Raw genomic sequence first — 26,165 nt, 5'->3', positions numbered from 1 at the left:
ATTACCTCCTTTGGTTGTCTAAATAGCGGCGGCCGATAATCCAGGCGACGAAATCGTCGACCGGTTCCGGCGGATATTGAAGCGATAAGGGGATGAAACGCCGCCATCCCCTGCGGGGCGTACACTGAAAATAGAGATTACGCCCTTCGACAGTCGTAAATTTTTCATCAATGAGTGAAAAGGTAATGGCCCTGCGGCCGTCGGCAATCCACTGCTCCACAGCCGGCTGCAGATGTTTATGGTTCGTCCCGTCACCCATGACGATATGGGAAAAAGGATAGTTTCCATAAAGCTCTTCGATGTAAGAAATGAGGTCCGGCGTCGGAACGATGGCCTTCACGACCAAGCTGCCGTCGTCATTGACGACGGCCGTGCCGGTCTTTTCGGAGCCGGGATCAATAGCAAATATCATCAGGCGCCTCCCTACTTATCGGCTTCGACACGGATGTCGATCTGCAAAGGACCGGCCGTATAGGTATCGGCTTCTGCCACGGCTCGGAGTACGATATTTTCACCGCTGTGGTTCTTGATGCGGTTGATGGTATCAAACATTTCCGCTGCCGTCAAGGCGCCGACATTACCCGTCAGGGGGTCCGGCAGAAGTCCCTTGGCCTGAGCCTGTTGGTTGACATTATGTAAGAAGCGCATGACCTGCAGTTCTGTATTGCCGGACCAGTCATAGGCTTTCAGCCGTTCTTCGTAGACGACGTCGCCGCGATGATAAATCAATTGGTTATCATACATTTCGACGTGGACCAGGGCCGGTTCGCCGAGGATGATGTTGCCGGCAGCAATGATACGCAGGAGTTTCTGCGATTTCCCGGCTTTTTGCAGGGCGTCGACAGTCGCGTTGAATTCTTCCGGCGAAATGTACAGCAAGACTGTATTTTCATCAGAAACGCCGAGATGGCGGCCGATCATGGTATTGGTCTGGCTCATGGCTCGGCTGAGTTCTTCCCGCGTCTGCTCGACAGAAAGACCACCGCGGAGTACGTTGCTGGAGAGGACTTCGCCGACACGGAAGATGACCGTTCCTTCACGGATGTTGGTCATAGTCGCGTTGAGGACCTTGATGCGCTTATCGAGGCCATCGATGGTATCCATCATTTTATTCTTTGTTTCTTCCAGCATGGCCACGTCCTGACGCGCCTTTTCACTGTCGGCCAGGGCCGAGTCACGCTGCTTTTTGGCCTCATCCATGGCGACTTGGATAACAGTCAGCTGACGGGCCTTGTCGTCGCGGGCCAACTGAGCCTGCTGCAGGTCCATTTGGGTAGCACGGATTTCTTCGTTCTTCCCGTCGAGCTGTTCCTGCTGCTGCTTTAAGAGCTCTTCATTGGCTGCAATTAATTGATTCTTATCATCCAGTTCCTTCCCGAGCTCAACGGCCTGCTGCAGGAGCTGGCTGCGCTGTGCTTCGAGCTGAGCTTTCTGCATCTGAAGCTGATGCATGCCGAATAAGGCGATGCGGACATTTTCGGAAAGGATGGACATGACGCCTAAGGTAATGGCCGCGATGCTGATGCCGGTCAGGATAGTGACTAAGATAGACGTGTACTTCGGTCTGAGTCCGAATAATTTAATTTTTTGTTTGCCTACACGAGAGCCGATTTTATCGCCAAGATAGGCAATAATGCCGCCCATAACGGCCAAAACGACCAGCATGATCCATCCGTATTCCATAAGCCACCACCTTTTCTCATCATTTAATTTCATTATATTATAGACTATAAAGGAGCCTTCCTGCAAGCGTGAAGCGTCAGAAAGACTCCAATTATCCCAACGCGGACGACGTATCATCCATCTTTGGTCACAACAGACAATCGGTTTGCCCGTCTCTATTTTATATTCAATCTCAAAAAGGAACTGCCTTAAAGGACAGTCCCTTTTCTCACTTCGATTTCTTATAGACTAAGATGACGCCGGCGATACCGCAGACGATATCCGGTAAAAAGGCGGCGATATAAGGCGGTATCTTACCACCGTTCCCCAGGGCATTGCCAAGAGTCATGATCGAGTAATAAATAAAGATGACGACGACGCTGATGCCAAAGCCGATGGAAGAGCTTCCGCGCTGCTTCTGCATCCCCAAGGGAGCACCGACAACGGCACAGACGAGGCTTGCCAGAGGCAGGGCAAAGCGGTTGTACATTTCGACTTTCATCTTATTGGTGTCGACAGAATTTTGGTCGAGGAGGCTGATCTGCTCCTTCAATTCACGAATGGTCAATTCTTCAGGCTTCTTCTGAGAAGACGCGATTTTATCCGGCTTCTGCGTAACCGGAAGGGCCTGATTTTGGAACTTCATGGACCGCGTCGTCTTTTCGTCGGTCGATACGTCAAAAATCGTCCCTTCGTGCATGATCCATTTCTGACCGTTCCAGTCGGCTCGGTCTGCTTGTTCGACTCGCATGAGCTGGTCATTTTCAAATTCCTGGACGGTAATATCCTTCAATTCCCGCGACTCTGCATCATACTGTCGGGCGTACATCAGGCTGGAAATATCGGAACCGTCGGTATTCTTGATGATGATATGATCCTGAGTCTTGGGCGCCACGTTGTGCTTTATTTCATCATTGATGATGCGGTTGTAGGCATTATTAGCCTTCGGTACGACGTATTCGTTGAAAGCCGTCGCTCCCAGAGAAATACACAAGGCGGCGACGAAGACCGGCATGGCCAGGCGGATGAAATTTTGCCCGCTGGCCCGCATGACAATCAGTTCACTGGAACTGGAAAGGCGGCCAAAAGCCATGAGCGAACCTAAGAGGACCGACATGGGAAAGGTGATGACAATGATAGAGGGTATGGCCAGTACAAAGACGCGAAAGGCCGCCCAAGGAGAGGCCCCGTACTGATTGATGAGATTGGCGATTCGATAGAGGGTACCCGTCCCGATGAAGACGGCTGTAAAGGCACAGACGCCAAACAGAAAGGGGCCGATAAATTCTTTTAATATATACTTGTCTAATATACGCATTCCATACTCCCTGTTACATCCTGAATTCTTCGCCTAAGTAGAATTTCTTGGCGACCGGATCGTTGGCGATGACTTCCGGAGTACCTTCGAGAAGGATTTTCCCATCGCTCAAAATATAGGCTTTATCGACGATGCTGAGCGTTTCCCGAACATTGTGGTCGGTGATGAGAACGCCCATGCCGCGCCGCTTTAAATGGCTGATAATCCCTTGGATATCGTTGACAGCCAAGGGATCGATGCCGGCAAAGGGTTCGTCGAGGAGAATGAAGGACGGATCCGTAACCAGGCAGCGGGCAATTTCGACGCGGCGCCGTTCGCCGCCGGAAAGCTGGATGCCCAGCCGGTCCCGCAGATGGGTAATGGAGAACTCTTCCATCAAGTCCTCCGCTTTTTTACGCTGTTCTTTCTTATTGAGCTTGGTCGTCTCCAATACGGCCAGGAGGTTATCCTCTACGGTCAATTTGCGGAATATCGATGCTTCCTGAGGCAAATAGCCGATACCGTGGGCTGACCGCTTGTGGATGGGCAGCTGGGTAATATCGTTGCCGTCAATGGTGATTTCACCGGCCGTCGGTCGTTCGATACCGACGATCATGTAGAAGGTCGTCGTCTTCCCCGCCCCATTCGGGCCCAAGAGGCCGACGATTTCCCCCTGGTCGACGCGGATGCTGACGCCGTCGACGGCGTTTCGTTCTTTATACGATTTTACGAGATCTTTGGTCTGAATAAACATAGATTCCCCTTACTCATTGGCCCGGTACGATGACGATGGTCGAGCGGCTGCGGGTCTGAACAGAATTATCGGCAAGCTGAATATCGACATTATCCCCATTTAAGGAGTTGCCGTTCTGGGTCGCATGGACGTTCCCCTGAAGGTGGATGACGCCGTCATTTTGGCCCGGCGTCTGTGTATAGACGGCCTGATTGGCATAGGCGACGAGGTTGTCTGCCGGCGATTCGATATGGACGCTGCCCGTGCCGACGGCCTTTATCTGCTTGAACCAGGCATCGATATGGTCGGCCCACATCTGAGAACCCTGGGCTTCGAGATAGCCGTTGCCGGTGACAATGCTGTAATCTTTATCGAGGTAGTATTCGACCTTATCGCCGCGGACTTTTTTATCTTCATAAACGCCGTGGACGTTGCCCGTTGCTACGATATAGTTGCGGTTCGTCGAGTGCATTTTATCCGAATTGAGCTGCATATTCGGCTGCTGAACGGCGACGTTGCCTTCCATATCGGCTTCAGACGTCTTTAAATTGTAGACGCCTTTATTCCCGGTCATCGTCGCCTGGTCGCGGACGATGACGACGTTGCCCGTTGCCGTTGCGACTTGGGTCTTGCCGTTGTATTCGAGCTTGTCTGCCGTAACCGATACGGCAGGATTACCGTTGTTGTCGGCAGCGATGACCCCGACAGACGGAAGTATCAAGGACCCCATGAGGGCGGCAGCTGCTAATTTTCTTCCAAGTAATTCCATCATAATTATTCTCCCCTTGTCACTTGCGCATGGCCGGTCAGCAAGACCTTGGTCAGGCTGCTGTCTGTTTCAAAAGCATCTGCTTTCAGCGTCGTATTGTCATGGCGCTCCATCACGACTTTGCCGCCTTTAATCATACGCGTATCCATATTATAATACACACTGCCTTCGGTCTGCAACGTATCGCCTTTATCGGTTTCGGCCTTTACGGGCTGCTTGATTTCAATGGTCTTCTTTTCACGGTCGACGATGCCCTTTTCAGAGGTAATGGTCATCTGTGTCCCGTCTTCGGCGACGATCAGCGCTTTCGGATTGGTAAAGTACATGATCTGCGTATCCGGATCGATTTGAATCTTATCGGCAGTCAGCCGCCAAACCAGTTTTCCCTCATTCTTTTCTTCCAGTTCCGACCCTTCAAATTCGACGAGTTTATCGGGACTGACCATCGTATCTTCCGACGTATTGGGATTCATGAAGACATAGAGCATGACAGCAAAACCGATGACGGCGATGACGGCAATCAGGGAAATTTTATTCTTTTTCAGCTTTTCGGCTATCATCGATATGCGCCTCCGGTTTCTGTTGTAATGCAATGATTTCTTCCGGCTCCGTACTCCAGCGATGCTGGAACCACAGCCATTCATTCGGATGTTCCTTGATGAAGTTTTCCGTAATGACCGCCATCTTGCGGGTCATGCGGGCAATGTCGGCTTCCTTATCGCCCGTGTCTTCATAATGCATGATTTCCCCGATAGCCAAGTGGGTGCGGTGGTTTTCATCGTGAATGGTAAAGACCGGAATGATGGGCGAATGAAATTTTTGGGCAAACATGGCAGGTCCTTTAGGCGTCGAGCTCATCTTGCCCAAAAAGGGCTGGGGCACGCCGTAAAAGCCGCCGTCCTGGTCGGCCAAAAAGCCGAGGAGCTTCTTGCGCTTCAGGGCGCGGGCAGCGATGATCATCTCATTGCCGCCGCGGGCAAAGACCTCGAGGCCCATGCCTTCCCGGTTTTCATTGAGCAGCCTCGTAACGGCGCTGTTGGCCTGGTTTTTGACAATCGTCGATGCCGGATAGCCGTACATGGCCAAGGCGCCGAGCCATTCCCAGTTGCCCATGTGCGCCGTGAGGACGATGACCCCCTTGTCCTCTTTCATCGCTTCGTCGAGCCGTTCCGGGTGGTCGAGCGTGACGTATTCTCGGATATTGCCGGGATTCAGCCGCGGTGTATAAAGAATTTCCATCAGCGACTGTCCCAGATTGCGAAAGACTTCAGTCATGATGACTTCCGCTTCGGGCCGGCTGCATTCCAGGCCGCGCTGAATTTGGAAAATACCGCGTTCGCGCTGCTTTTTCATAAGTTTCCCTACGAAAGGACCGAGTGTACGGCCCAAAGAAATAATGACCGGATATGGAAGACAACAGAGGAACTTTCCAAATCCGCGAGCAACGTGGTACTGCCATTCCTTCCCCACAGTACAGACTCTCCTTTCTTATTGGCGCAAGTTAAATGCCGAATCCCCCAAATAACGACGCAAAACGTCATCCCAAACATGTTGGCTTTTTAAAATATATTCGGCAAACTCCCTGAGGGCTCCGTGGCCTCCGGGATAGGCAGAAACAAAAGCGGCCGAGTTTCGTGCTTCTTCGCAGGCATCGAGGGGTGCTGCACCAAATCCGGCATTGGCAATGAGTTCGACGTCGTTCAGGTCGTCTCCCATGTAAGCGACTTCATCGAGGGAGAGACCGATTTCACTGCATAATTGCTGCATAGACCGAAGTTTATGCGAGCAGTCCTGCAGTACGTAATCAATGTGTAAATCCTTGGCCCGCTGTTCAACCATGGGCGAACGGCGGCCCGTAACCAGAGCCGTCTTGAGCCCTGCCGCCCGGACCAGGGAAATCCCCATGCCGTCGCGGGCAGAAAAACCTTTCATGGCATCGCCCGACGGGCTGTAGTAGATGATGCCGTCGGTCAGGACGCCGTCGACATCGAGGGCCAGCATTTTAACGTGTGTCAAAAAGCCCATCAGACCACTCCCTGTCGCAGTAAATCCGTAATGTGGACCATGCCGACGACTTTTTGGTCTTCATCGACGACGGGCAGGACCGTAATCGGACGAGGCTGATTCTTTTCCATGATGTGCAGGGCTTCTGTCGCCAGTTTATGATTGACGATGACTCGCGGATTCTTGGTCATCATGGCGTCGACGGGCCACTGCAGGAAATTAGAGCCCGTTTCCAGGCCGCGGCGAACGTCGCCGTCGGTAACGAGGCCGATAAGGATGCCGTCTTCATTGACGACGGAAACGGCGCCGAGGCCCTTCTCCGTCATCAGGAACAACGCGTCCTGAACGCTGCTGTCTTCGGTGACGACCGGGTTGTCGGCTCCTTTATGCATGACATCGTCGACAGTGAGCAGGAGTTTCTTGCCCAAGGCTCCGCCGGGATGGAAGATTCCGAATTGTTCTTTCGTAAAGTGGTGCTGCGTAAGGAGTACCACGGCCAGAGCATCGCCGAGGGCCAAAGAGACGGTCGTGCTCGTCGTCGGAGCCAGTCCTAAGGGGCAGGCTTCCTTTTCAACGGAGGCATCGAGGATGATATCGGCATGTTTGGCCAGGGTCGAATTGTGATTGCCGACGACGGCGATGAGTTTGGCCCCGATTCGCTTCAGGGACGGCAAGGTGTTGAGGATTTCAACAGTTTCGCCGCTGTTTGAAAAGGCGAGAACGATATCGTCGGCCGTAACCATGCCCAAATCACCGTGAATCCCTTCAGCAGGATGGAGGAAAATCGACGGCGTCCCCGTACTCGACAAGGTAGCTGCCACTTTGCGGGCAATGTGGCCCGATTTTCCCATGCCGGTAACGATGACCCGGCCGTTCGACTGCATGATAAGGTTTACGGCATTGACGAAATTCTGATCCAATGTCGGAATTAAATTTTCAATTCCCTGTGCTTCCTGATGAAGCACGTCTCTTGCTTCTTCTAAAATATCCATCATATCGATTCCCCTCACATTTCCGTGCTTACGCTGTTTTTGGCAATGTCGCGAATAGCAGCCATATCGCGGAGGACGCCTTCGACCTGCGATAAGTACAGCATATTCGGTCCGTCGCTGAGGGCTTCGGCCGGGTTATCATGAACTTCCATGAAAACGCCGTCGATGCCGGAACCGGCAGCGGCACGCGCTAAGTTGCCGATGAATTGGCGCTGGCCCGACGACTTGGTGCCGGCACCGCCCGGCAGCTGGACGCTGTGGGTGGCATCGAAGACGACGGGATAGCCAAAGCTTCTCATAATCGGGAAGGAGCGCATGTCGACGACCAGGTTGTGGTAGCCCAGACTGACGCCCCGTTCGGTAAGCATGATATTTTCATTGCCCGAGTGAACGATTTTATCGACGACATTTTTCATGTCTTCCGGAGCCAGGAACTGGCCTTTTTTTACGTTGACGCATTTTCCCGTTGCCGCAGCGGCTTCGACGAGGTCGGTCTGACGGCAGAGGAAAGCCGGAATCTGGATGACATCGAGGACTTCGGCGGCGGCTTCTACCTGGTGGACTTCGTGGACGTCACTGACAACGGGAACTTGAAGTTCCTTCTTAATATCGCCTAAAATGCGCAGCCCTTCTTTGAGTCCCGGCCCGCGGTAAGATGAAAAGGACGAGCGGTTCGCCTTATCAAAGGAGGCCTTAAAGATATAGGGCAGGCCCAGGCGTTCGCAAATTTCTTTCATCGTCTGACCGATTTTGAGGGTTCTTTCCGGATCTTCGATGACACACGGACCGGCCATGACGAACAGGCTGCCATTGCCGCCGACAAGCGTATTGCCAACATGAATTTGTTTCACTGTTTCCATAGTCTTATTCCCCTTTATGAGCAGATTCGACAAAATAACGGCGGATGCGTTCGAGATCATCCGGCGTATCGATGCCAATGAATTGATGGTGCGTTTTTATCACTTTTATCTTATAACCATTTTCGAGAACTCGCAACTGTTCGAGGGACTCGACTTTTTCTGCCGGCGTCGGGTCCATGGCAGCATAGCTTAAGAGAAAGTCCCGGCGGTAGGCATAAATTCCGATATGTTTATAGGGCTGAATCCCGGCATCTTCAAAAGAATGGCGCGGATACGGGATGAGAGACCGTGAAAAATACATGGCTTCATCGCGCCGATTGAGGACGACCTTTACGGCACTCGGTTCATCGTATTCTTCTTCTTGGAGCGGTGCCGCCACGGTCGCCATGGTCAAGGAAGGATCTTCTTCAAAGACCCGGCACAAATCATCGATGACATCCGGCGCAATGAGCGGTTCGTCGCCTTGAACGTTGACGATGACATCGGCATCGGGAAAGTGGCCGACGGCTTCTGCCAGGCGGTCCGTCCCGTTAGCATGATCTTCCCGGGTCATGACGGCATGACCGCCAAAGGAGACGACCCTGTCATAGACCTTAGGATTGTCGACGGCGACGACGACAGCCGTCAGCTTAGAAGCTTTTGAAGCCTGTTCATACACGCGCTGTACCATGGGCTTGCCGGCAATATCACATAAGGGTTTCCCCGGCAGGCGCGTCGAGGCGTAGCGCGAGGGAATGATGCATACAAAATTCATAGTTTATCCTCCAATACAGATTGCAAGACGGCATCTATTTTTTCTTTCCCTTCTACGATGTCAAGGGTAATGGCCAAGACGTATAAGGGAAGGTCGTATTCTTTCACGAGGTCCGCCGGAAGCTTGACGGCATCTTTTTCCGTCGTCACTAAAAAGCACTTCTTTTCAGCGGCAATTTCAGCCATCCGCCGGATATCGGACGGTCCGTAATGATGGTGGTCTTCATAGCGCAGGACGTCGGCTACGGTAAAGCCGGCACTGCGCAGGGTCTCTTCAAAAGAGGCGGGATTGCCGAGAGCCGATACGGCGACGACCGGATGGTCCGAAAAGACGGCCGGCATGGCTTCTTCCGGATGAAGGCCCCGATTCCAATTCAAAAAGGGAACGACGGCGGAAGGCTTGTGGACCGATAAGGCCACCGGCGCCGTCCGGTTATACCGCCGAAGGTCGGCCGTAATAGCGTCTATATCATCCCGGCTTATCTGATCGACTTTGGTAATGACGAACAGGTCTGCCCTATCCAGATGTTCCAAGGGTTCGCGCAGGATGCCCCGCGGCAGAACGTGGCCGTTGCCAAAGGGATTGGTCCCGTCGACGAGGACGATATCGACATCGCGATAGAGCTGCCAGTGCTGGAATCCGTCATCGAGGATGAGAACTTGGGAGTCAAATTTTTCAACAGCCATGCGGCCGCTGACAGCCCGATTCCGGCCGACGAGGACGGGAATGCCCATCAGGCTCCGAGCCATGAGGCTCGCTTCGTCGCCCCCTTCTTCAGCGGAAAGGAGGACCATGCGGCCGTCGGACATAATCGAGGCTCCGCCTTTCTCGCTGTCAGACCGATAGCCCCGATTGAGGAGAGCCACGCGAAGTCCCCTGGCAGCGAGTTCTTTAGCCAGCATACAAGCCATGGGCGTCTTCCCCGTCCCGCCGACGGTGATATTGCCTAAGCTGATGACGACAGCCGGCAGCCGTTCCTGGCGCTCACGGTGATTAGCAAAGGAACGGTATTTCATGACCACAGCCTTTCGATAAATCCAGGCCGCACCGCGGAGAAGGAGCAGTGCCGGCCAGTCCCACCAGTGATGCCGCTGCTTTCCCGTCAAGTAGTGAAAGTATGCGGCTCCGGTCGTTCTCAAGGACATAGACTCACCTCCCGGCCTGAATCGATTCAAGCATTTCCTGCAGTTTATCCAAATTCTTACGGGTTGCCCCCTGATTTTCTTTAACGACGGCAATACAATTTCGCTTCATCGCTTCGGCCCGGTCGGGATTGACCAGGATATCCAAGCAAGTTTCGATGAATTCCTCTTCATTTTTTACCATGACGCAGGCACCGTGCCGGCTGAGGAGTTCAAAGATTTCGACGAAGTTGAACATATTCGGGCCGACAACAATCGGTTTCCCGTGGGCAGCCGGTTCGAGGATGTTGTGGCCGCCGATATGGGCCAGGCTGCCGCCGACGAAGATTAAATCGCCTAAGCTGTACACCCGTCCAAGCTCACCGATGGTATCGAGGACGACGCCGTCATATTCGGCCCGAACAGATTTTCCGGCCATCATGTCGCTGCGCTTAACCATGGTCACGTCATGCTTGATGCCTTCATCGACGATGAGATCGGCCTGATAAATATAGCGCGGTGCAATAATCAATTTGGCATCGGGGAAGTGGTCGCGAATCTTCACAAAGGCTTTGTATACCGAGCTGTTTTCTCCCCGATGGGTACTGCCGGCAATCATGAGAGGACTGCCTTCGTCAAATCCGAGTTCATGAAGGAAGCGCTTCTTTTCCTCTTCCGTTACGATACCGTAGGTCTGGTCATACTTGGTATTGCCCGTGACGATGACCTTGTTGGGATCGGCACCGATGTCGATGATGTACTGGGCATCGATATAGCTTTGCATGCAGAACATGCGAATCGTCGACAAGACGCGGCGCGTAAAGAAGGTGATCAAACGGTAGCGAACGGCACTGCGCTGGCTGATGCGGCCGTTCATCATCATGACCGGAATGTGCTTGTCAGCGGCGATGCGCAGAAAATTCGGCCAGATTTCCGTTTCGACCAAGACGATGGCCCGAGGGTTGATAATAGTCAAGATGCGGTTGGTCAGATAGGGCAGATCCAAGGGGAAATAGAGGATCCCGTCGGCGCCTTTGATGATCTGGTGGGCCATGCGGAATCCCGTCGCCGTAACGACCGATACGATGATGACTTCGTCGGGATGGCTCTTTCGCATTTCACGCACAATGGGGCTGGCCGCTACGATTTCACCGACCGAGGCGGCGTGGACCCAAATGGCGTGGCGATTCGATATTTTTTCTTTTAATTCATCCGGTAAGAATCCGATGCTCTGTTTGATGCGCTGATAGAACCCTTCTTCGTGAATCAGGCGGTAAATCAACATGGGAATGAGGGTTGCCCAGTAAATGAGAAGGATAATATTATACAGCCAGTACATCGGATGGGATTTTAGATTCTTCATCATGATCAATCCTCTGAAGCTTCTTTCTTATCGTTAAATTGAACGGCGTAGAGGTGTGCATACAGGCCTTCTTTGGCCAATAATTCCGCATGGGTCCCCGTTTCGACGATGTGTCCGTGGTCGATGACGACGATGTTGTCAGCGTTGCGGACCGTGCTCAGGCGATGGGCAATGACGACAGCCGTCCGGCCTTCCATGAGCCGGTCCAGGGCAGCCTGAACGATTTTTTCACTTTCCGTATCGAGAGCTGACGTCGCTTCATCGAGGATAAGGATGCGGGGATTTTTAAGAATAGCCCTGGCAATAGCAATGCGCTGACGCTGACCGCCGGACAGGGAGTTGCCCCGATCGCCGACGAGGGCGTCGTAGCCGCCGGGCAGGCGCTGAATAAATTCGTGGGCGTTGGCAGCCTTAGCCGCGGCGACAATTTCTTCTTCCGTCGCGTCGAGGCGGCCATAGAGGATGTTTTCCCGAACCGTCGCATTGAACAGCATCGTTTCCTGGGGAACCAGGCCGATTTGCTGGCGCAGGGACGAAAAGGTGACGTCGCGGACGTCGATGCCGTCGATGCGAAGACTCCCGGAGGTGACGTCATAAAAGCGGGGCAGCAAGTTGGCTACCGTCGATTTTCCGGCGCCGCTGGGGCCGACCAGGGCGACGACTTCGCCCGGACGGACTTCGAGATTAAAATCGGTCAAAGCCGGATGGTTCTCATCGTAGGCAAAGGAAACCTTATCAAAGGTAACTTCCCCTTTGACCTGCGGCAAAACCATGGCCCCTTCTTTTTCCTTGACGTCAGGCACGGTGTCGATCGTTTCAAAGACGCGGTCTGCAGCGGCCAGGGATTTTTGGATATCGCCGTAAATTTCGCTGATGCGGCGAACGGGATTGGCCAGGTTAATGGCATAGATGAGGAAGGCGATCAAGGCGCCGGCCGTCATTTCACCGTTGATGACGCTCATGCCGCCGTACCAGATGATGCCGGTCACGGCGATGGCTGCAAAGAATTGGATGAACGGCGTCAATAAGGACGTCAGCCGGGTCGTATTCATGAGAGCCCAGAAATTGCGGTCGTTTTGCAGCATGAAGCGCCGGATTTCAAAATCTTCGCGGTTAAAGGAACGAATGATGCGGATGCCGGAAATGGCCTCTTCGAGAAGGGACGTGATGTCTGCCATCTTGCCCTGTACGTCGTGACCGGCCTTGCGCAGGCGGGACCCGAAGAAGTTGATCGTAAAGACGACGAGGGGCACGATGACCAAGGTCAGGAGGGTCAGCTTCCAGTAGAGGAAAATCATGGACACTAAGGAGCCGACGAGGATGACCGCTTCCTGGACGAAGGAGATGAGATTGCCGGCAATAGCCGTCTGGAGCGCCGTGACGTCGTTGGTCAGGTTGCTCATGATATTGCCCGTCTTATGCTTGTCAAAATAAGACAGGGACAGGGTCTGTAAATGGCGGTACAGTTTTTCGCGGATATCGTTGACGATTTTCTGGCCGACGAAACTCATGAGGTAGCGTTCGCCGAAATAGAAGAACCCGCGCAGTAAAAACAGGACCAAGATGCCGATGACGATGAGGTTCAGGGTATAAATATCTTTATTGGCCAATACCTTATCGATGACATCCTTTATCAGCCAGGGAACGACGACGTTGCTCGCCCCGGACAGGGCCATACAGATGACGGCAAAAGTGAGCCGCACCTTATAGGGCTTTATGAAAGCTAATAATCTTTTATAACCTTGCCAACTATTGTACTGCTTCATGAATACCTCTTTCTCTTGCAAAAGTTAAGACAGCCTGGGCTGTACGCATTACAGCCCCCGATTCCCCCATCGTGCGGCGCACGGCGGAAAGGTCCTCACAGAGCTCACGGCGGCGCGGCCCGTCGTCCAGCATGGGAAGGACGGCGTCGGCAATGTGATCAGGTGTCACCTCATCCTGCCACAGTTCAGGAATAACCCTGCGGCCCATGATGATGTTGGGCAGGCCGATGCTCTCGATATGCACCAATATCTTTGAAAGCCAATAAGTCAGGCGGTTGACGCGGTACACCAGGAGGGTCGGAAGGCCCATGAGGGCCGTCTCAAGGGTTGCCGTACCCGAGGCCGCGACGGCTGCCGTACTGATATTCATCATATCGTAGACAGCGCCTTCCCCGACGGTAACGGTCACGCCGGAGGCTTCGATGATCTCATCGAGCATGGCCTTGTCTATCGTCGTAGCCCGCGGGATGAGAAACTGCACGTCCCCGTGGCTGCGGGCAATCTGTTTCGCCCCTTCCAGCATGCACGGAAGGAGGCTCTGTACTTCTTGAACGCGGCTTCCCGGCATGAGGAGGACCGTCTTTTTAGCTTCATCGAGGCCAAAGCGGACGAAGGCGTCGTGACGGCTCAGGCTCGGATGGACGCTGTCCAGGAGCGGGTGCCCCGTATAGAGGACATTTGTCCCTATCTCTTCATAGAGCTTGGCTTCAAAGGGAAAGAGGGAAATGGCCAAATCGGTGTATTTTGCAATCGTCTTTCCCCGACTCTTATGCCAGGCCCAAATGGTCGGCAAGATGTAGTAAATGACAGGGATGCCGGCTGCCTTGGCGGCCTTGATGAGGCGCATATTAAAGCCCGGATAGTCGATGCAGACCAAGACGTCGGGCTTTTCCCGACGCATGGTGTCGACCAGAAAATCGCGGAGGCGAAAGAAAAAGGGGATCTTGCGGATGATCTCGCCGATACCGATGACGCCCAGATTGGCGATATCATAGACGATATCGACGCCGGCGTCTTTCATCTTTTCGCCGCCCATGCCGAGCAGCTCGATATCCGGTGCCAGTTGTTTCAAGGCCCGTGCCAGGTTGGCACCGTGGAGATCGCCCGAAGCCTCGCCGGCCGAAAACATAATTTTCATAGGAACTCCCGTCAAAAGTTTTTATCAACAGCACAGATAACGATGCCGTGGCTGTCCGCCAGGCGAAGGACTTCGTCCTGTTCGACAAAGAGGGTGCGGCCGGCTTCCATGGCCAGGACATTGCAGTTGCTTTCAATCATGGATAACACGGTCTGCCGGCCTACAGCCGGCACGTCAAAGCGCGGATCCTGATTGGGCTTTGCCACTTTGACGACGACCGATTTTTCACGGCCGAGAGCCCCGCCGCGGCGAATGCATGCGTCGGTGCCTTCGATGGCTTCGACAGCCATGACGGCCTTATGCTTGACGACAACGGTCTGGCCGATATCCATACCGCCCATAGCCTTAGCTGTTACGAAGCCGAAGCGGATATCGTCTTCTTCCTCTTCCGTCGGTTTTCGGCGCGACAAGACGCCCATGTCCGGCATGAGGTCTTTCAGGTACAGGGTCTGGTCAACGACTTCAAGGCCGTCTTTGGCCAATTCATCGACGATGGCCAGCATGATCGTATCGTCTTTACGGTTATGCAGCTTGGCTAAGAGCTTAATGGCCCTCCAATCAGGAAATTTCAGGCCCTTAAAGAGGATTTCCTTGGTGACCTTGCCGATCATCGTAACCTTCGAGACGTCATTTTTTTTGAGGGTCTTAATGATTTTATCCAACTTAGCAACGTTGATCTCGTAATATGTATCGGCTTCAGCCGCCAATTCCGGTTCAACATCGCTGACGACGGCGATGACGACGACTTCATATCCCAAATGCTTAGCAGCACGCATAAATTCGACAGGAAGCTTACCGATACCGGCCAAGAGTCCAACTTTTTCCATAGCAATCATCCTTATTCATAAAGAGAAATGTTTATCTCTATCATTATACAAAAAAACAGGTCTCTTGTCAGTAAAAAAAGGGCTATCGCAGGTGCGACACCCCTTTTACTCACTGGCTGTTGCCTAGTCTTTGGTTCCCCGGCAAATACCGCGGTCGGCATTGCGGAGAAAACGGAGAAAATGTTCTACTTCTTCGGAACTGTCCAATTCCTGTTCCATTTCAAAAATAGCCTGGCGCAAATTGAGACCCGAACGGTACAAGATGCGGAATGCTTTTTTCAATTCCCGACGGACGTCTTCGGGAACACCGGCCCGCGAGAGGCCGACACTGTTCAGGCCGATGCAGCGCGCCGGCTGACCGTCGGCGATGACGAAGGGCGGAATGTCCTGTACGACCTTAGCCAGGCCGCCGATCATGCTGTTGCGGCCGATTTTGACGAACTGATGGACACCGGCAATACCGCCGATGACGACCCGGTCTTCAACGGTAACGTGACCGGCAAGACCGGCGCAGTTGCTCATGATGACGTGGTTGCCGACGACGCAGTTGTGGGCTACATGGGTACAGGCCTGGAACAGACAGTCGTTGCCGATTCTCGTTTCTTCCCCTTCGCCCGTCGCCGTGCTGACCGTGACGAATTCCCGGAATACCGAGCGGTCGCCGATGATCAGAAAGCTCTTTTCACCGTGATATTTTAAATCCTGCGGTTCCGAACCGATGGAACAGCTCGGGAAAAACCGGCAGTCCTTACCAATCGTCGTCCAACCGTCGATCGTAACGTGGGCCATGATTTCTGTTCCGTCACCAATGGTGACGTGAGGCCCGATAACGGCATACGGTCCGATTTTAACACCGGCGCCGATTTTTGCCTGCGGGTCTATAACAGCCGTCGGATGTATCATGCTCTGGCGCATGTTATTCATTTCCTCGGTCATTAAAGTCACTCCTCGCTTCCCTGCCCAAGGCGGGCAGTCGCTTAAATTCATAAACATCTATCTATACAGTCGCAGGAAGGGCGCTTTATTTCGCCCGGCAAAATCAAGCCATTTCCCGCAATATTCCCCTTTATGCTGATGAATTCACCCATTTTAGGTGTCTTTTCAACATAAAGCTTTCTTTTATCGATTATTTCTTCGGATTCTGTCCCGGCATGAGGGCAAAGAGGTATTCCCCTTCGGCGCAGAGAGTATCGCCGACGTGACACTGAGCCTTGACCTTGCCCATACGGCCCTTTACCTTTTCGATATCAGCCCGCATGACCAACTGGTCGCCGGGGATGACGGGATGGCGGAAGCGGATTTTATCGATTCCCGTAAAGAAGGGAATGAGGCCGCGGTTTTCTTCGGGGTATAAGAGGGCAATGCCGCCGACCTGGGCCATGGCTTCGGCAATGAGGACACCCGGCATAACCGGCTTGCCCGGAAAGTGGCCTTGGAAAAATTGCTCATTAAAGGTCGCATTCTTGATGCCGACGGCATATTTCATCGGTTCCAATTCAATGATCCGGTCAATAAGCAGCATGGGATAGCGATGCGGCAAAATTTCCATAATATCAGTTACTTCCAAAGTCATGAGAATTCCTCCTTAGCTCACTGTAGTTCTTCAAAAATCTGATGTGTCAGCTGGTTATTTAAGTTATGGCTCGATTTGACGGCAATGACATGTCCTTGTATCGGTCTTCCGAGCAGCGACAAATCACCGACGATGTCGAGCACCTTATGGCGGACCAATTCGTCATCGGAGCGCGGAACGGACAGGCACGACGTCTTGTCGTAGACGACGACGTTTTCAATAGTACCCCCCTTGCCAAGGCCGAGTTTCTTCAGCATTTCCAGTTCTTCCGTAAAGGCGATGGTCCGGGCAAAGGAAATCTGCTCAATGTACGAAGCCTTGGTGACAATCTCGTCAAAAAACTGGACGCCCAGCATGGGATGCGGATTGATGGACGTGAAGGTAATGCGGAATCCGTCATAGGGCACGAGGGCGATGAACTTATCCCCGTCCTGGATGAGATGCTGCTTTTGTATGACCAGCGGCCGGCGCGGCGCATCGAGTTCGCGGACTCCTGCTTCTTCAATAAGTTTGACAAAGGTCAGACTGCTGCCATCGGCAACGGGCGGTTCGACGGAATCCATTTCGACGAAGCAGTTGTCTATTTCCATCCCATAAAGGGCCGACAGCAGATGTTCTACCGTAAAGACCTTGGCGCTTCCCTTTTCCAGGGTCGTCGCCCGCATCGTATTGGTTACATTCGTCAGATGGGCTTGTACAGACGGTTTTTCCGGCAAATCGGTCCGAATAAAAACAATACCTGTATCAGCCGGAGCCGGGCGCAGTACCATATGAACTTCATTTGCAGCGTGCAGGCCGATACCGTTGAATGAAACGTCATGAGCCAGTGTCGTTTGTGCGGTCTGTGACATAGGCAGGCCCCTCCTTTCCTGTTACGAGTAAGATAAATAAATTTTTCGTAATTTTTTTTATAATTTTTTTCATGCTTTTTTATTATACCTTATTGAAAGGCCATATGACAAGTAATTGTTCCCCGGCGGCCTTTGCTCCAAACAAAAAGGAGCTGCCTTTAGAGACAACTCCTTTTTGCTTCAATCGTTGTTACTTCAGTAGTTCATAGACAGAGGAGACGACATCGTCCCACGTGCCGATTTGAGTCTGTTCACCGGCAATCGTATCGAAGCCGGCCTGACACTGACGCGCTACGGACGCTGGCGACGTGCCGTTATATGTGTTACGCTGTTTGACGCACGTTTCGATATCCAAGTAATGATGGATATCTTCGGCGAAGAGCGGGCTCATGGCCTGGAGCTCTGACAGCGATAACTGCTGTAATACCTTGCCCTGTTCGATGCAGTAGTGGACGGCCTTTCCGACGACGGCGTGAGCTTCGCGGAAAGGAAGGCCTTTCTTGGCCAAGTAGTCGGCCATGTCGGTAGCATTGGAAAAATCGCTTTCCAGCACTTCCCGCATATGCTCGCCGTTGACGGTCATTTTGTCAATCATGGCGGCATAGATGGTCAGGGCAAATTTCAAATTATCGATGGCATCAAAGACGCCTTCTTTATCTTCCTGCATGTCCTTATCATAGGCCATGGGAATCCCTTTCATCATGGTCAGGACGCCCATGAGGTGGCCGTAAAAACGGCCGGTCTTGCCGCGGACGAGTTCGCAGATATCGGGATTCTTCTTCTGCGGCATGATGGATGAACCCGTGCAGTGAGAGTCATCGAGTTCGATAAACTTAAATTCAGAGCTCGACCAGAGGATGAATTCTTCCGACAACCGGCTGAGGTGCATCATGAGGACGGCAGCAAATTCCAAAAAGGCGATGATGTAGTCCCGGTCGCTGACGGCATCGAGGCTGTTGTCGTAGATTTTGCCAAACTTGAGCACATCGGCTACGAAGGGCTGGTCGAGCGGATAAGTCGTGCCAGCCAGGGCGCCGGCGCCGAGGGGCATCATGTCTGCCATGTCCCAGGCATATTTCAAGTGAATGAAGTCACGGGACAGCATGGAGAAATAGGCCATGAGGTGGTGGCTGAAGAGGATCGGCTGAGCCCGCTGCAAATGAGTATAACCGGGCATGATGACGTCGCTGTACTTTTCGGCAGCCTTGACGAGAGACTCCTGGAGTTTAACCAAGAGGTCGGCAACGGCAGCGATTTCCCGACGGATGTACAAGTGGGTGTCGAGGGCTACCTGGTCGTTGCGGCTGCGGCCCGTATGAAGGCGTTTACCCGCCTCGCCGATGGCATCGGTCAAGCGCTTTTCAATATTCATGTGAATATCTTCGAGCTCAACGGAAAAGTCGAATTTCCCCTCTTCGATCTGCTGGAAAATAGCCTTCAAGCCCTTGACGATGGCATCCTTGTCTTCTTCCGAAATGATGCCTTCTTTAGCCAGCATCGTCGCGTGGGCGATGCTGCCGCAAATATCTTCAGCGTACATGCGGCAGTCGAACTGGATCGACGCATTGAACGCTTCTACACTTTTATCTGTGGCCTTGGTAAACCGGCCGCCCCATAACTTCATATCATTCGCTCCTTACTGTTTGCCCTGTTTTTCCGCATGCTGCTTCATGAGGGCACGCATCTTGAGGGGCAGTCCGAAGAGGTTGATGAACCCTTCAGCATCGGTCTGGTCGTATACGTCGTCTTCGCCAAAGGTGACGAATTCTTCATTGTATAAGGAATACGGCGACGTCGAACCGGCACTGATGATATTGCCCTTGTAGAGTTTCAAAATAACCTGACCGGTAACGGTCTGCTGCGTTTCATCGACGAAAGCCGAAAGGGCTTCGCGAAGCGGCGAGAACCATTTGCCGTCATAGACGAGTTCGGCAAACTTGTTGGCTGCCGTTTCTTTATAATGGAAGGTATCCCGGTCGAGGCAGAGATATTCAAGTTCTCTGTGGGCATACATGAGGATGGCGCCGCCCGGGTTTTCATAAATGCCGCGGCTCTTCATGCCGACCAACCGGTTTTCAACGATATCGACGATGCCGACGCCGTTGCGGGCACCGATTTCATTGAGGACCGTGATCAAGGTAACGGCATCGTGTTTTGCACCATTGACAGCGACGGGAATGCCCTGTTCAAAGTCGATGGTAACGTATTCCGGAGCGTCGGGAGCCTGTTCCGGCGTCTTGGTGACCATGTAGACCATGTCTTTCGGAGCATTGGCCGGATCTTCGAGGTCATCGCCTTCATGGCTCAGATGCCAGATATTCCAGTCCATGCTGTAGGGATAAGGATTTTCTTCTGATTTATAGTCGATGGGAACGTTGTGAGCTTCGGCATAAGCCAATTCGTCTTCACGAGATTTGAGGTCCCACATCCGCCACGGTGCGATAAGGATCATTTCCGGAGCTAAGGCTTTGACCGTCAATTCAAAGCGAACCTGGTCGTTCCCCTTACCCGTAGCGCCGTGGGCGATGGCTTCTGCCCCTTCTTTTTTAGCGACTTCAACGAGTTTCTTAGAAATGAGCGGGCGGGCAAAGGACGTGCCGAGCAGGTATTTTCCTTCATAGACGGCGCCGGCTTTTACCGTCGGCCATACGTATTCTTCCATGAATTCCTTCTTGATATCCATGACGTACACTTTGGAAGCACCGGAAGCATAGGCTTTCTTTTCAATGGCTTCAAAGTCGTCCGGCTGGCCGACATCAGCACAGGCAGCGATGACTTCAGCACCGGGGTAGTTTTCTTTTAACCAGGGAATGATGACCGATGTATCGAGTCCGCCGGAATAGGCAAGGACAATTTTTTTAATCTCTTTTTTCGTATTGCTCATGATATTTTCCTCCTCTATCGAATGAACGACTGCAATAGTTGATAAGTTTATTCTGTCTACGTTTGATAGTATACATCAGGCAGAAAAATTATGCAAGTATTTTGCATAAAAATTTTCCATGTTTTTTAACGGCCGGCCAAAGTTCCATCAGTCCCAAAACTATAGTATAATAGGGATGTTTAATAGGAGGAATTTGATGAAACGAAAATACATCGCCATCTTCATCCTGGCCTTTGTCCTCTGCGCCGGCTGGAATCTGCTCTTTGATGCGCCAAAGACGACCAAGCCGCCTGCGGGTACGACGACCCGGATAAAAGAAACAACCGAGCCTCAGGGAACCTGGCCGGCACCGCTTCAGCCCCTGGAAGCCAGTCTGTATCCCTATTTGCACTTTCATCAGGCCATGGACGCCAAGATTAAGAAAATCCCGGTCTACGTCGCTATCGGAGCCATCTCCAAACCGATGCAGCACGCCGTCGTCGCCACGGAAGACCGCCGCTTCTATTCCCACGGAGCCATCGACCCCATCGGCATCGGCCGGGCCATTTTGACCAATATCCAATCCGGTGAAACCGTCGAAGGCGGCAGTACCCTGAGCCAGCAAGTCGTAAAAAACGTCTTTCTCTCTCAAGATCGGACCTTCGCCCGTAAAGCTCAGGAATTCGTCATGGCCTTCTTATTGGAGCAGAATTACAGTAAAGATGAAATCCTCGAAATCTACCTGAATACGGCCTACTTCGGCGCCAATGCCACGGGCATCGACGATGCGGCCCGGACATATTTTACGACGTCTCCGGAAAAACTGGACCTGGCCCAGTCTTCCATGCTGGCCGGCCTCGTTCAGGCTCCGACCTATTACAATCCCTTACAGAACTATCCGGCTGCCAAAGCTCGGCAAAAAATCGTCCTGACCCTCATGACGGAACAAGGCTATATCAGCCCGGAACAAAGCAATGCCGCTTACAAAAAAGACCTCGGATTACAACGGTAATCTGAGGTCTTTTCATCGCCTTCGGGCTCCTTATTTAATGCGGCTGATCGTATCCTGCGCAAAGGCGCGGGCCTGATCCAAACTTAAATCTTCGCCTTCAACAGGAGCCTGCATGTAATTATCTTTATCCGTCCAAGTCACATAGGTGCCGATGACGCCGCTGCCGGGCCGCAAGAGTTCGACGGCACCGCGCAGGTGTTTAGAGGCCTGGTCGGAATAGGGATCATCATGAAGAGTGGCAAAAACGGCTACGTTGTCGTTTTTGATCTTTTTCAATGCTTCCTGGCCCTTGGGATCGGCCTGGTCTTTATCGCTCCAAAAGCCGACAAAAACGCAGTCATAACCGGAAAAATCTTCGGGCATTTCATCGACGCTGACGCAGGGCGTCCCTTCGGGAAGACCAGATACAACAGCTTGGGCAATCTGTTTGGTGCGGCCAGTCTGCGAAGAATATACTACAATGGCGTTCATCTCAACATCTCCTTTTGACTATTTTAATATTTTTAATATTTGTTGATATTTATTATCGTTTTTTTGTAGTATATCATGAAATAGTTCCCGTTGTCCAATAGTTTTTTTATTAGCAATAAGTTTATTTTTTATAATATTAAGTACAAACTTTAAACAATAAAGTCTTAATTTATTATACCTATTTTATGAAAATAAATTCTCAATAATTAGAGGGTTGTTCAATGACCTTGCCAGGATTCAGGATCCACTTAGGATCTACGGCACTTTTCAGGGTCTTCATCAGATCGAGTTCAGCCGGGTCCGTATATTCTTCCATATACTTGAGTCGTTTCAAACCGATGCCGTGTTCGCCGGACAGGCGGCCGCCTAAATTATATACATAAGTATACGCCGTCGCGCGGAAATCCTTGAGCTGCTGATTCCAATCTTCGTCACTCATGTCGCATTTTAAGATTTGGAAGTGCAGGTTGCCGTCACCGGCATGAGCCAGGCAGAAAATGCGAAAGTCGTATTTTTTGCTTTCTTCGACCAAATGCTGAATGCAGTCGGCAATCTTAGGGACCGGGACGACTAAATCTTCCGACGTGGCGATCTTGGAAAAGGCCCGCGTACTTTCCAGGCAGTTGCGGCGCACCTTCCATACCCGGTCGTCGGCTTCAACGATATCCGTAGCCCCGCATTCTTCACAGACGGCGGCCAATTTTTCCATCTTGTCATCCAATTCATCTTCATTGAAGGTTTCGATGGAAATGATGTCATAACAGCCGTCTTCATAATGAGGCAGCTTCAAGTCGCTGTAATCACTGGCGCTGCGGACGAAATTGTTGTCCATGAATTCGACTGACGTCGGGTTGAGGCCGGCTTTAATGAGTTTCGGAACTAAGGCCGTTGCCTTGGCAAGATCGGTGAAGACGGCCAGGACGTCGAGTTTATACGGCGGCAGGGGGACGAGTTTCAACGTCGCCTTGGTGATGATGCCCAGTGTACCTTCAGAGCCGATGATGAGTTGATCGAGGCAAAAACCGGTAGAACACTTCTGCAGGGTCGCACCGAGGTTTACGATCTTGCCGGTCGGCAGGACGGCTTCAATGGCATAGACCTGATGGCGCGTCGTACCATAGCGGACGGCCTTGTTGCCGCCGGCGTTGGTTGCCAAGTTGCCGCCAATGAGGCAGCTGTCAGAGCTGCAGGGATCACCGGCATAGAGCAGCCCTTTTTCGCGGGCCGCATTTTGGATGTCAATGGTGCGAACGCCGGCTTCGACGATCATATACATGCCGTCTTCATTCAGTTCAAGGATGCGGTTCATCCGTTCCATAAGGAGGACGATGCCTTCATAAGCCGGAACGGCACCGCAGCTGACGCTGGTACCGGCACTGCGCGGCGTAACCGGCACATCGAAGCGGTTGGCAATTTTAAGGACTTCGGAAACTTCTTCCGTATTGGCCGGCAGGACGACGACTTCCGGCGTCTTCCAAAAAGACGGGGCCAGGCTTTCATCGGATTTATACACGTCGAGGACCTCCGGATCGGTCTTGACATATTTATCCCCAACGACGGCTTTTAAGGCCGCCAACACTTCTTCAGTAACCGGATTGTATTTTTTCATCATAAGCTCCCCTTTGTATTCAGCAGAAATGGAACTGGAATTTCACCCAGCGCAACTGCCTTGGAATTTATGACTATTATAGTACAGGCACCCCCTATTTGTCTTGAAAATTTCAAAAAAACATATATCCCTTTATCATTTTATCTATATCTTCTATCTATCTTAAAGAAAAGGCGAAGGTCTCCGAAATTTATATAAAAAAAGAAGCTGTCTTAAATGACAGCTTTCTTTATGATCGGTATGCTTCATCCCACAGCCAAGAGGGCCTTACAGGACGGGAAAGGTCGCCGCCGCGTGGCTCATGACGGTAACGGTATAATCAGCAGGAAGGTTTGCCTGTGCTTCTTTCCAGGCTTCTTCTAAGGAGGCTGCCGGAATGAGGCCGCTCTGGCGGATGATATCAAAATTTTCAGGTCGGGTTACGACATAGACGGCCTGCATGGAGCGGAAAATGCAGTGCGACTTGAAGGCGACAAAGGCAGGAATGGAGAAATCGGCCCGCAGGTCCCGTTCAAAAGCCGTCATATCGCTGCGGAAGAACCAGTCCGTAAAGACGGCCGGTTCTTTGATGTCCGGGCAGTCGAGGGTCAGGATCATCGTGCCGCCGGGCTTTGTCGCAAAGACGGCATTCATAGGCGCCTTCATGCTCTGATAGAGATTCATGTCCTTAGGATAGCCGCCGGCCGAGGCCAAGGTAATATCGGCTTTCGCAGCAATGGGCACGCTGGCAAAGGCCAAGAGGTCATCGCAGCCTTTCTTCCAGGCTTCATACCAATGACCGCCGACAACTTCAGCCAGTTCGCCGTCAGCCGAAAAGACGGTGTTGACCAAAAAGCAAGGGTTCAGCAACTGTGCAGCCTGCTTCATATCGTCGTGAAGCGGATTATCTTCTAAAAGGCTCGTTTCGCAGCGTTCATTGCAGCCGCCGCCAACATCTTCAGTCAAAGCCAGGGCATGGTTGCGCATGATCGTTTCATAACCGGCAATACCGGGCAAAACGGCCTTGCGGCCGCCGCCAAAACCGGCCATGGGGTGGAAAGAAACGGCGCCGGTCACGATGACCTTATCGGCCCGAACGGCTTCGGCATTGAGACAAACTTCATTGCCGTGTGTCGTCGTACCGACGCTTATGAGTTTTTCTTTGTCGCGGCAGTCATGGTTGATGATGGTAAGGCGCTGTACCATCTCTTTGCCGCAGACGAATTCATCTTCTTCCGGCGTATGGGCCCGGTGGGTCCCCTGAGCCGTAATGACCTTAATCTGCGCGTCAGGAACACCGACCCGATTCAATTCATCGACGATGACCGGCAGCATCTGCGCCGTATGGACGGGACGGGTAATGTCGCTGACGATGATGGCCACCGTATCGGAGGGCTGTACGACGTCTGCTAAAGGAAGGCTGCCGATGGGTTGGCGCAGGGCCTGTAAGACAGCGGCTGCCTCGTCGGTTACGGCCGGGATCGGCGTCCCATGTAAATCATATAATACGTGTGTTTCATCGAGAGAAATGAGCTGTTCCCCTTTTCCAAAGGGAAGTGAATATGTTTTCATAAAAAAAGTACCCTTCTATCAAAATAGATTCCAATGTCCCATATACAAGGCGACAAGGGAGCGTATAAACAGACAGACAAACAAAATATACGTCAAAACATAGAGAAAGTTTTCGAAATCTTCCATGTGCTCTGACCGCTCATGGAAATCACGAAAATGATTGAGTAAAAAATGTCCCATTTGAAAGTCCCTTCCTTATATATTTTGATGTGGGAACAACTCATGGACGCGTCGAGCCGATTCCTCATCTTGACGAATGCCTTTCAGCAGGGTGCGTTCTGAATTTTCCATATGTTTTTTAGCTACTTTTCGCGCCATGGCGCTGTTATGATCGGCAATGTTTTCTACCATCTGCCGGTGTTCCTCCCAAGTTGCAGCCAAACGGCCGGGGTAATGCATGGAAATGGAACGAAAGCGCAGCATCTGTTCACGCAAATTGTTCAAAATATCGACTAAGCGCTGATTTCGGCTGGCGTGGTACAAGACGTCGTGGAAACGGATATCGGCATCGACGATCTTATCGAACTGATCATTGTCGATATACTCATTGATTTCGACGAGAATCCGTTCCAAATCTTCCAATTCATCGGGTGTAATTCGTTCGGCAGCAAGACCGGCCGCCAGTTCTTCCAAGGCGCTGCGGATTTCAAAAACCTGAGCGATATCCTTCAAAGAAATATCGGCGACATAGGTTCCGCGCCGCGGCACCATGACGACGAAGCCTTCGAGTTCCAGTTTGCGGATGGCCTCACGAATGGGCGTCCGGCTGACGCCGAGTTCTTCAGCCAACTGAATTTCCATCAGCCGTTCACCGGGCTTCAGGACTCCGTCTTTAATAGCCTGCCGCAAAGCCTCGCTGACGACTTCACGCAGCGGTCTGTAAGCATCTAATTTAATCGGCTCTAAAGCATGCTGCCTTTTGGTCTGCTTTTGCATCGGGTATCATTCA

26 protein-coding genes are annotated in these 26,165 nt (G+C 52.2%); 1 reads left to right on the top strand and 25 read right to left on the bottom strand.

The genetic code is table 11. The annotated features are described in order from the left end of the window. Position 1 precedes the first annotated feature (1 nt). The 21 genes from QZQ46_RS01170 to QZQ46_RS01070 form a co-directional block, all read right to left on the bottom strand. A complete protein-coding gene (locus tag QZQ46_RS01170) occupies positions 2-412 on the bottom strand; it encodes a hypothetical protein (protein WP_296826132.1) in 411 nt (136 codons plus the stop codon). A gap of 11 nt (positions 413-423) precedes the next feature. Further along, positions 424-1,683, bottom strand: coding sequence for a DUF3084 domain-containing protein (locus QZQ46_RS01165; RefSeq protein ID WP_296826131.1), 1,260 nt, complete (start codon positions 1,681-1,683; stop codon positions 424-426). 208 nt (positions 1,684-1,891) lie between these two features. Beyond that, positions 1,892-2,980 (bottom strand): LPS export ABC transporter permease LptG, encoded by a 1,089-nt coding sequence (lptG, locus tag QZQ46_RS01160; RefSeq protein ID WP_296826130.1) that lies wholly within the window; start codon positions 2,978-2,980, stop codon positions 1,892-1,894. A gap of 13 nt (positions 2,981-2,993) precedes the next feature. After that, positions 2,994-3,713, bottom strand: coding sequence for an LPS export ABC transporter ATP-binding protein (gene lptB / locus QZQ46_RS01155; protein WP_296826129.1), 720 nt, complete (start codon positions 3,711-3,713; stop codon positions 2,994-2,996). Positions 3,714-3,726: 13 nt separating this feature from the next. Then, positions 3,727-4,464 (bottom strand): LptA/OstA family protein, encoded by a 738-nt coding sequence (locus QZQ46_RS01150; RefSeq protein WP_296826128.1) that lies wholly within the window; start codon positions 4,462-4,464, stop codon positions 3,727-3,729. A 2-nt stretch (positions 4,465-4,466) separates the two neighbouring features. Further along, the gene (gene lptC / locus QZQ46_RS01145) at positions 4,467-5,021 is read right to left on the bottom strand and encodes an LPS export ABC transporter periplasmic protein LptC (protein WP_296826127.1); all 555 of its coding nucleotides are present in this window, start codon (positions 5,019-5,021) and stop codon (positions 4,467-4,469) included. Further along, positions 4,993-5,931: a lysophospholipid acyltransferase family protein gene (locus QZQ46_RS01140; protein ID WP_296826126.1), complete on the bottom strand. Its 939-nt coding sequence runs from the start codon at positions 5,929-5,931 to the stop codon at positions 4,993-4,995. Before QZQ46_RS01140 ends, lptC begins: the two co-directional genes overlap by 29 nt. An 18-nt stretch (positions 5,932-5,949) precedes the next feature. Then, the gene (locus QZQ46_RS01135) at positions 5,950-6,486 is read right to left on the bottom strand and encodes an HAD family hydrolase (protein WP_296826125.1); all 537 of its coding nucleotides are present in this window, start codon (positions 6,484-6,486) and stop codon (positions 5,950-5,952) included. Then, positions 6,486-7,457: an SIS domain-containing protein gene (locus tag QZQ46_RS01130; RefSeq protein WP_296826167.1), complete on the bottom strand. Its 972-nt coding sequence runs from the start codon at positions 7,455-7,457 to the stop codon at positions 6,486-6,488. The genes QZQ46_RS01135 and QZQ46_RS01130 overlap by 1 nt, the downstream gene beginning before the upstream one ends. Positions 7,458-7,471: 14 nt before the next feature. Then, a complete protein-coding gene (kdsA, locus tag QZQ46_RS01125; RefSeq protein WP_296826124.1) occupies positions 7,472-8,317 on the bottom strand; it encodes a 3-deoxy-8-phosphooctulonate synthase in 846 nt (281 codons plus the stop codon). Between the two features lie 4 nt (positions 8,318-8,321). Beyond that, positions 8,322-9,071, bottom strand: coding sequence for a 3-deoxy-manno-octulosonate cytidylyltransferase (gene kdsB, locus QZQ46_RS01120; RefSeq protein WP_296826123.1), 750 nt, complete (start codon positions 9,069-9,071; stop codon positions 8,322-8,324). Next, positions 9,068-10,216, bottom strand: coding sequence for a tetraacyldisaccharide 4'-kinase (gene lpxK, locus QZQ46_RS01115; protein WP_296826122.1), 1,149 nt, complete (start codon positions 10,214-10,216; stop codon positions 9,068-9,070). The genes kdsB and lpxK overlap by 4 nt, the downstream gene beginning before the upstream one ends. A gap of 4 nt (positions 10,217-10,220) precedes the next feature. Further along, positions 10,221-11,555: a 3-deoxy-D-manno-octulosonic acid transferase gene (locus QZQ46_RS01110; protein ID WP_296826166.1), complete on the bottom strand. Its 1,335-nt coding sequence runs from the start codon at positions 11,553-11,555 to the stop codon at positions 10,221-10,223. 5 nt (positions 11,556-11,560) lie between these two features. Next, positions 11,561-13,321, bottom strand: coding sequence for a lipid A export permease/ATP-binding protein MsbA (gene msbA / locus QZQ46_RS01105; RefSeq protein WP_296826121.1), 1,761 nt, complete (start codon positions 13,319-13,321; stop codon positions 11,561-11,563). Next, positions 13,305-14,459, bottom strand: coding sequence for a lipid-A-disaccharide synthase (gene lpxB, locus QZQ46_RS01100; protein ID WP_296826120.1), 1,155 nt, complete (start codon positions 14,457-14,459; stop codon positions 13,305-13,307). The genes msbA and lpxB overlap by 17 nt, the downstream gene beginning before the upstream one ends. 11 nt (positions 14,460-14,470) lie before the next feature. Further along, positions 14,471-15,286 carry an LpxI family protein gene (locus QZQ46_RS01095; protein WP_296826119.1) on the bottom strand — a complete coding sequence of 272 codons (816 nt, stop codon included), beginning with the start codon at positions 15,284-15,286 and terminating at the stop codon, positions 14,471-14,473. A 123-nt stretch (positions 15,287-15,409) separates the two neighbouring features. After that, entirely contained in the window at positions 15,410-16,222 is an 813-nt protein-coding gene (lpxA, locus tag QZQ46_RS01090) for an acyl-ACP--UDP-N-acetylglucosamine O-acyltransferase (RefSeq protein WP_296826118.1), read from the bottom strand. Positions 16,223-16,412: 190 nt separating this feature from the next. After that, positions 16,413-16,859: a 3-hydroxyacyl-ACP dehydratase FabZ gene (fabZ, locus tag QZQ46_RS01085; protein ID WP_296826117.1), complete on the bottom strand. Its 447-nt coding sequence runs from the start codon at positions 16,857-16,859 to the stop codon at positions 16,413-16,415. Positions 16,860-16,876: 17 nt separating this feature from the next. Next, positions 16,877-17,710, bottom strand: a complete 834-nt coding sequence (gene lpxC, locus QZQ46_RS01080) for a UDP-3-O-acyl-N-acetylglucosamine deacetylase (RefSeq protein WP_296826116.1) — start codon at positions 17,708-17,710, stop codon at positions 16,877-16,879. Between the two features lie 190 nt (positions 17,711-17,900). Beyond that, the gene (gene argH / locus QZQ46_RS01075) at positions 17,901-19,334 is read right to left on the bottom strand and encodes an argininosuccinate lyase (RefSeq protein WP_296826115.1); all 1,434 of its coding nucleotides are present in this window, start codon (positions 19,332-19,334) and stop codon (positions 17,901-17,903) included. Between the two features lie 12 nt (positions 19,335-19,346). Further along, positions 19,347-20,594: an argininosuccinate synthase gene (locus QZQ46_RS01070; RefSeq protein ID WP_296826114.1), complete on the bottom strand. Its 1,248-nt coding sequence runs from the start codon at positions 20,592-20,594 to the stop codon at positions 19,347-19,349. 196 nt (positions 20,595-20,790) lie between these two features. Here QZQ46_RS01070 and QZQ46_RS01065 point away from each other — a divergent pair, with 196 nt between their 5' ends. Beyond that, positions 20,791-21,585, top strand: coding sequence for a transglycosylase domain-containing protein (locus tag QZQ46_RS01065; protein ID WP_296826113.1), 795 nt, complete (start codon positions 20,791-20,793; stop codon positions 21,583-21,585). 30 nt (positions 21,586-21,615) lie between these two features. Here QZQ46_RS01065 and QZQ46_RS01060 read toward each other — a convergent pair whose 3' ends face one another. The 4 genes from QZQ46_RS01060 to QZQ46_RS01045 form a co-directional block, all read right to left on the bottom strand. Next, positions 21,616-22,056, bottom strand: coding sequence for a flavodoxin family protein (locus QZQ46_RS01060; RefSeq protein ID WP_296826112.1), 441 nt, complete (start codon positions 22,054-22,056; stop codon positions 21,616-21,618). 199 nt (positions 22,057-22,255) lie between these two features. Next, on the bottom strand, positions 22,256-23,665 hold the full coding sequence (locus QZQ46_RS01055) for an FAD-binding oxidoreductase (protein WP_296826165.1): 1,410 nt from the start codon (positions 23,663-23,665) through the stop codon (positions 22,256-22,258). A 267-nt stretch (positions 23,666-23,932) separates the two neighbouring features. Further along, positions 23,933-25,216 carry a nickel-dependent lactate racemase gene (gene larA, locus QZQ46_RS01050; RefSeq protein ID WP_296826111.1) on the bottom strand — a complete coding sequence of 428 codons (1,284 nt, stop codon included), beginning with the start codon at positions 25,214-25,216 and terminating at the stop codon, positions 23,933-23,935. Positions 25,217-25,411: 195 nt separating this feature from the next. Continuing rightward, the gene (locus QZQ46_RS01045) at positions 25,412-26,152 is read right to left on the bottom strand and encodes a GntR family transcriptional regulator (protein WP_296826110.1); all 741 of its coding nucleotides are present in this window, start codon (positions 26,150-26,152) and stop codon (positions 25,412-25,414) included. Between the last annotated feature and the right edge of the window lie 13 nt (positions 26,153-26,165).

The sequence above is a fragment of the uncultured Megasphaera sp. genome, assembly GCF_900539295.1.
Classification (GTDB): Bacteria; Bacillota; Negativicutes; order Veillonellales; family Megasphaeraceae; genus Megasphaera.
Note: the sequence above shows the minus strand (reverse complement) of the source record. Positions and strands in the feature narration are given on the sequence as shown.

Coding starts and splice junctions, on each gene's coding strand:
- QZQ46_RS01170 (WP_296826132.1), bottom strand. CDS start 412: ATGATATTTGCTATTGATCCCGGCTCCGAAAAGACCGGCACGGCCGTC.
- QZQ46_RS01165 (WP_296826131.1), bottom strand. CDS start 1,683: ATGGAATACGGATGGATCATGCTGGTCGTTTTGGCCGTTATGGGCGGC.
- lptG (WP_296826130.1), bottom strand. CDS start 2,980: ATGCGTATATTAGACAAGTATATATTAAAAGAATTTATCGGCCCCTTT.
- lptB (WP_296826129.1), bottom strand. CDS start 3,713: ATGTTTATTCAGACCAAAGATCTCGTAAAATCGTATAAAGAACGAAAC.
- QZQ46_RS01150 (WP_296826128.1), bottom strand. CDS start 4,464: ATGATGGAATTACTTGGAAGAAAATTAGCAGCTGCCGCCCTCATGGGG.
- lptC (WP_296826127.1), bottom strand. CDS start 5,021: ATGATAGCCGAAAAGCTGAAAAAGAATAAAATTTCCCTGATTGCCGTC.
- QZQ46_RS01135 (WP_296826125.1), bottom strand. CDS start 6,486: ATGGGCTTTTTGACACACGTTAAAATGCTGGCCCTCGATGTCGACGGC.
- QZQ46_RS01130 (WP_296826167.1), bottom strand. CDS start 7,457: ATGGATATTTTAGAAGAAGCAAGAGACGTGCTTCATCAGGAAGCACAG.
- kdsA (WP_296826124.1), bottom strand. CDS start 8,317: ATGGAAACAGTGAAACAAATTCATGTTGGCAATACGCTTGTCGGCGGC.
- kdsB (WP_296826123.1), bottom strand. CDS start 9,071: ATGAATTTTGTATGCATCATTCCCTCGCGCTACGCCTCGACGCGCCTG.
- lpxK (WP_296826122.1), bottom strand. CDS start 10,216: ATGTCCTTGAGAACGACCGGAGCCGCATACTTTCACTACTTGACGGGA.
- QZQ46_RS01110 (WP_296826166.1), bottom strand. CDS start 11,555: ATGAAGAATCTAAAATCCCATCCGATGTACTGGCTGTATAATATTATC.
- msbA (WP_296826121.1), bottom strand. CDS start 13,321: ATGAAGCAGTACAATAGTTGGCAAGGTTATAAAAGATTATTAGCTTTC.
- lpxB (WP_296826120.1), bottom strand. CDS start 14,459: ATGAAAATTATGTTTTCGGCCGGCGAGGCTTCGGGCGATCTCCACGGT.
- QZQ46_RS01095 (WP_296826119.1), bottom strand. CDS start 15,286: ATGGAAAAAGTTGGACTCTTGGCCGGTATCGGTAAGCTTCCTGTCGAA.
- lpxA (WP_296826118.1), bottom strand. CDS start 16,222: ATGACCGAGGAAATGAATAACATGCGCCAGAGCATGATACATCCGACG.
- fabZ (WP_296826117.1), bottom strand. CDS start 16,859: ATGACTTTGGAAGTAACTGATATTATGGAAATTTTGCCGCATCGCTAT.
- lpxC (WP_296826116.1), bottom strand. CDS start 17,710: ATGTCACAGACCGCACAAACGACACTGGCTCATGACGTTTCATTCAAC.
- argH (WP_296826115.1), bottom strand. CDS start 19,334: ATGAAGTTATGGGGCGGCCGGTTTACCAAGGCCACAGATAAAAGTGTA.
- QZQ46_RS01070 (WP_296826114.1), bottom strand. CDS start 20,594: ATGAGCAATACGAAAAAAGAGATTAAAAAAATTGTCCTTGCCTATTCC.
- QZQ46_RS01065 (WP_296826113.1), top strand. CDS start 20,791: ATGAAACGAAAATACATCGCCATCTTCATCCTGGCCTTTGTCCTCTGC.
- QZQ46_RS01060 (WP_296826112.1), bottom strand. CDS start 22,056: ATGAACGCCATTGTAGTATATTCTTCGCAGACTGGCCGCACCAAACAG.
- QZQ46_RS01055 (WP_296826165.1), bottom strand. CDS start 23,665: ATGAAAAAATACAATCCGGTTACTGAAGAAGTGTTGGCGGCCTTAAAA.
- larA (WP_296826111.1), bottom strand. CDS start 25,216: ATGAAAACATATTCACTTCCCTTTGGAAAAGGGGAACAGCTCATTTCT.
- QZQ46_RS01045 (WP_296826110.1), bottom strand. CDS start 26,152: ATGCAAAAGCAGACCAAAAGGCAGCATGCTTTAGAGCCGATTAAATTA.